The following is a 1,563-nucleotide window of genomic DNA, read 5'->3' on the forward strand; positions in this document are numbered from 1 at the left end:
ATCGTAGCTGTAGCTGACCGTTGAGGTTTCTCCTGCGGCGATCACTCGGCGTTCGAGGATGTTACCGGCCAGGTCATAGCCGTATTCGATACGGCTGCCGTTGGGCTGGTCTTCGCCGGTCTGACGACCCATGTCATCAAACTGGTAGTTGCAGCTGCAAACCCTCAGGAAAATGGCACATTGTTAAAGAGCGAATGAATTGTAAAAAAACGGCTGAGACAGAACTTGAACGTCCTATCTATCATGGATGTCCGGTTTGTCGTTTGCCTGATTTCGGAGAACTGTAATATTGTATTTATTCAGCATATCATAAAAATCAACACAAAAAGTAAATTCTTCAATCATTAGCCTAGACTTCAAAATATTACAATATCTTTTACACACACTCCAAAAATAATCATATTCACTATCAAGAGAACACAGATTCATATGAGAATTATCATATAATTCACCAACCAACCCAGCAACCCACCCCAATTCACGGACAATATCCCCTACGATGCTATCGCTGTCATCCATATCTACTTCTGTGAGCACACTACGCAGCAACCATACAAAGGCAATTTCAGGATATACCGTTTCGACCTCTCCTGAATAGTTGACAAATATTATGGAATCATCATATGAACCAATAACCAAACGAATATCACCAACATCCTTGGCAAGCAAGACCAATATATCAATAAAGTCACGACTCATAATCATTTACTCGGAGAGTTATTAACATGGTAATGAAATGCTCCATCAATAGCATACAGTCGACCTTTTGATTCATTTTTGCTCTCATGTGGCTTGTGATAATCCATTCTCCATAGCTGATGGGGCGATCGCTCACCTTTCAACCCAACTCCAACGCCACTCAATCGTCCTGCACCCTTATTATCAATTACAAAGTTAACTTTGTAACCTCGAACTTTCATAAATGGGATCTCTGTTGATACAGGGATTGGGGCTTGTGGTAGATATATTACAAATCTGTCAACTCTGCTAGCATGCCGAGTCATGAAACCACTCCATGCAGATAAAGATGCTATAGTTACCGATGGGCTCATACGTATTAGACTATCAATTGCAGAATCAACATCAACAGATTTCACCTTATCCGATGACTGCTTAAACCCGTCTTTTAGACTCCTAGTCAGTACTCCAGATGAAATAATTCTTTGATAATCCTTCATTGCAATCAGCAAACTCATTGCAGTATCAACTTTATCAACAACAGACACCACCCTAATAGCAGTAGATACCAGGTTAGTACTAGTTTGTAAGACTGCCATTAACTCCCCGATTGGCATACGCCCCGTCGGATCCGTATATCTCACCGGATCGGCATTCCCATACAGATACTTATTCAGCGTCACCGGATCAGACATCTGTCCGACCCACGTATCCATCTGCGTAAACCGCCCCACGCCCTGATCGTAATACCTTGCTCGCAGGTAATACTGGTCGAGGTTTTCGTCGTATTGCTCGCCGGTGTAGAGGTAGTAGTTGTCGCTGTCGCCGGTTTGGTTCAGCAGGCTGCCGAAGGCTTCGTATTGGTATTGGTCGGTGATGTTGCCG

2 protein-coding genes are annotated in these 1,563 nt (G+C 43.2%); both read right to left on the reverse strand.

Annotated elements, in window-relative coordinates; genetic code table 11:
- Window positions 1-234: 234 nt before the first annotated feature.
- Window positions 235-699 carry a hypothetical protein gene (locus K6123_RS23035; RefSeq protein WP_221801970.1) on the reverse strand — a complete coding sequence of 155 codons (465 nt, stop codon included), beginning with the start codon at window positions 697-699 and terminating at the stop codon, window positions 235-237.
- A gap of 2 nt (window positions 700-701) precedes the next feature.
- The coding region (locus tag K6123_RS23040) for an RHS repeat-associated core domain-containing protein (protein WP_221801971.1) at window positions 702-1,563 on the reverse strand (862 nt) is incomplete at its 5' end.

It is taken from the genome of Oceanobacter mangrovi (assembly GCF_019740315.1).
Classification (GTDB): Bacteria; Pseudomonadota; Gammaproteobacteria; order Pseudomonadales; family Oceanobacteraceae; genus Oceanobacter; species Oceanobacter mangrovi.

Coding starts and splice junctions, on each gene's coding strand:
- K6123_RS23035 (WP_221801970.1), bottom strand. CDS start 699: ATGAGTCGTGACTTTATTGATATATTGGTCTTGCTTGCCAAGGATGTT.